At 59.8% G+C, this 3,678-nt stretch carries 2 protein-coding genes and 1 pseudogene; 1 reads left to right on the top strand and 2 read right to left on the bottom strand.

Translation table 11 applies throughout. From position 1 onward, the window contains the following. A partial coding sequence (locus DSM25558_RS27410; protein WP_143240274.1) for an NYN domain-containing protein occupies nt 1–200 on the bottom strand: 200 nt, incomplete at its 3' end. 126 nt (nt 201–326) lie between these two features. Next, nucleotides 327–491, bottom strand: coding sequence for a hypothetical protein (locus tag DSM25558_RS28930; RefSeq protein WP_159442538.1), 165 nt, complete (start codon nt 489–491; stop codon nt 327–329). A 280-nt stretch (nt 492–771) separates the two neighbouring features. On the opposite strand from DSM25558_RS28930, the pseudogene traA reads away from it, so the two are divergent. Further along, nucleotides 772–3,678 (top strand): annotated as a pseudogene (traA, locus tag DSM25558_RS27415) (Ti-type conjugative transfer relaxase TraA); the annotation flags it as partial.

The raw sequence follows: 3,678 nt of genomic DNA on the forward strand, positions 1-3,678 counted from the left end.
TAGGCGAACTGCTGGACCGGCTGGATGGAGTGTTCGAGCAGGCATTCTTTCCATCCATTCAGATTGGGTTTGGTCCAGTCGCCATAGATGCGTTTGACGCTTGATGTCCCGTAGTTGGCGATCTCGGCCAGAAGCCCTTTGACAATCTTGGGCGTGGCATTGTCACCATCTATCAGCAGAGCGAGGGTATCGGAACTCATGGCAAAAATCTTTCATCTGGTGAACGCATTGTCGTCCGCAGTCGCTGCGATCAGTGGCTGTGATTCCGGTTGCTAACTGACATTCATGATCGTCTTCCTCGAATATCAAACGGTTGAACTTTTGCGTCACCTTCGCCGCCAAAGGCGCTCGGTCACGCCTCCCGCCAGTGGCGTTACGACGGCGAAGATCAATGCGACCACCAGCCCCCTGATATCAAAAATGGCTGTGGCGGCGAAGGCGATAAGGGTGCCGATGAAGCAACCGGTTATAAACGGGAAATGGGCTTTCATCGGAGTTGTCTCCTTTAAACGACCAATGTCGTAGCCATGCCATGACCCAGCATACCAAAACGGTGTCGCTGTCAAGCATAAAATGCAACCTGAGATGTTGAAAATTGCACCGATTTGTGGTTCTTTGACGCTCAATCATTTCACTCAGACATCAACCTCAGACGCCATACCGTGGCCGATTGAGCGAAGCGATTGAGGTTACTAAGGGCGCACTTACGACCTTGCTGCGCAAGGTCAAGACGATCTGCGAGGCAAAGGAAACGGAAAGGAGGTTTGCGAATTGGCGATCTACCATCTGAGTTCGAAACCTATCTCTCGTTCTTCCGGCCGTAGCGCTGTCGCATCGGCGGCTTACCGCTGTGCCGTTAGACTGACCAATGAGCGCGATGGGCTGACGCATGATTTCACCCGCAAGCAGGGCGTTGAGCATTGCGAGATTGTCTTGCCGGAAGGCGTATCCGCCGATTGGGCAAAGGATCGTTCGGCCCTGTGGAATGCAGCCGAGCGGGCGGAGCGGCAGAGCAATTCGCGTGTCGCCCGCGAATTCGAGATTGCGCTTCCGCATGAGCTTTCGGCGCAGGCGCGACTTGAGGCAACACAAGAGTTCGCGCAGCATCTGGCAAACCGCTATGGCGTTGCGGTCGATTTTGCGATCCATTCGCCACATGAGCAGGGCGACATTCGCAACATCCACGCGCATGTGATGACAACGACGCGGGCGGTGACCGAAGATGGTTTGAGCGACAAGACCAATCTCGAGCGCAAGAACAGTTGGCTGCTGGCGGAGGGTATTGCCACGACCGACATGCAGCTTCGCGACATCCGCCAGTCGTGGGAGCAGATCGCCAACAGGCAGTTGATGCGCGAGGGACTGGATATCCGCATCGACCATCGTTCGCATTCCGAGCGCGGACTTGAGATCGAGCCGACCGAGCATGTGGGCGTTCATACCACGCGATGCAGCGGCAGGGCATGGAGGTCGAGCGGGCGCGGCTGGACGAGGATGCAGCGAAGCGCAATGCCGAGCTGATCCGTGAAAAACCCGAGCAGGTCCTGACATTGATAACCGCCGAAAAGAGCGTGTTCGATCGGCACGACATTGCCCGTACACTGCATCGCTACATCAACGATGACGCGCAGGCGTACCAGAACGCATTCGCGTCTGTCATGGCCTCGCCGGCACTGGTGCAGCTTCAGGCCGAGCGCACCCACATTGTGGGAGACTCTGAGCCCGGTGAGGTTTTGAAGGCGCGCTATTCGACACGGGAAATGATTGAGACCGAAAGCGGCATGATGCAGGCGGCCGAACGGCTGCACCAGGCACAGAACCATGGTGTTGATCGGTGGCATGTGGCCCGCGCCATCGCACGGCAGGACGAGACAATTCAAAAAAATTCTGGCGATGTTTCGGCCCGCCTTTCGGACGAGCAGCGGCAGGCGATCGCGTATGTCACGGGTTGCGAGCGCATCGCCGCTGTCGTGGGCTTCGCCGGCGCTGGCAAGTCGACCATGCTTGCAGCCGCCCGCGAGGCTTGGGAGGCTCAAGGGTATAAGGTTCATGGCGCAGCACTTGCGGGCAAGGCGGCCGAGGGCCTGGAGGAAAGCTCTGGCATCCAAAGCCGCACGTTGGCATCGTGGTCCCGAAGTTGGGAGAACAATAGGGAGACGATCGGCCGCGGCGACGTGTTCGTCATCGACGAGGCCGGTATGGTCGGAAGCCGGCAGCTTGCCTATTTCATTGGCGAGGCCGAACATCGCGGCGCGAAGATCGTGCTTGTCGGCGACCATCAACAGCTTCAGGCGATTTCGGCTGGTGCGCCGTTCCGCATCCTTGCCGAACGTCTTGGCCATGTCGAACTGTCCGAAATCCGGCGTCAGCGCGAGAGCTGGCAGCGGGAGGCGTCGGTCGCCTTTGCCACGCATCGCACAGCCGAGGGGTTAGCCGCCTATCGTGATAAAGGGAACATCAGTTTCAGCACGAGTGGCGATAAGGCGCGGGCGGCGATCGTGCAGGATTATCTTGCCGACCGGGAGCAGCGTCCGGATGGCACCCGGGTCGCCATGGCGCATCGCCGTGCCGATGTGCGGGCGATCAATCAGGACATTCGGTCCGGCCTGCAGAAAAGAGGGGAGTTGGCGCAGGGCAACGTGCCCGCCGTGGGTTCAGACGCCATCGCGCTGACCTTCCAGACCAATGACGGCACCAGAGAGTTCGCGCCGGGCGACCGGATCGTGTTCCTTGAGAACAGCCGCGACCTGGGTGTGAAGAACGGCATGCTTGGCACGATCGAGCATGTCGAGGCGGGAACACCGGGTGCCAGCCCCAGGATCATCGCGCAGCTCGACGGCACAGGCGGCAAGGGAGCCGGCGACAGCGTCAGCATTCCCATGGATAGCTATCAGGCGATCGACCACGGCTATGCGACCACCATTCATAAAAATCAGGGGGCGACGGTCGATCGCGCCTTCGTGCTGGCGTCTACCACCATGGACCAGCATCTGACCTATGTCGCCATGACCCGGCATCGCGACGGCGTGCAGCTCTATGCCGACAGCCAGGAATTCACCAACGCGGGACGTTTGGTCGACCATGGGGCCGCGCCCTACGAGCATAATCCAAAAGCGCGTGAGAGCTATTTCGTGACGCTCGAAAACGACAAGGGAGAGCAGCGCACGGTTTGGGGCGTCGATCTCAAGCGCGCCCTGCAGGAAGCCTCGCCACAGATCGGGGACAGGATCGGCCTGCAGCATGAAGGGGCGACCCCCGTCACGCTTCCGGACGGCACGCAGACGCAGCGCAATGCGTGGCGTGTGGTCGAGGGTGGGGAACTGGCCTATAGCCAGCTTCAACACCGCCTGTCGCGTTCCGGTGCTAAGGAAACGACGCTGGATTATGTCAGGGACTTTGCCGAGCGGCGGGGTATTGCAGAACAATTCGGGGTCAAGAGCGAGATCGAGGTTGATCATGCCGCAAGGCAGCGTAAGGATCAGCGCTCCCCTGCGCCCCAACTCGCACGGGAGCATCAGGCCCGGCTTGCGGTCGAGACAGGCGTTCATGATGAGCGACTTCGATTGCAGTCGGGACCTGAGCGCGGCCGCTTGGATCCTGCACAGCAGGATCCCGGTCGAGATTTTGGCGACGATCGTCAGCACCAATATCAGGCCAGGAAGCCGGCTCCGCTTGTAC

Source organism: Agrobacterium sp. DSM 25558, from assembly GCF_900100825.1.
Taxonomy (GTDB): Bacteria; Pseudomonadota; Alphaproteobacteria; order Rhizobiales; family Rhizobiaceae; genus Agrobacterium.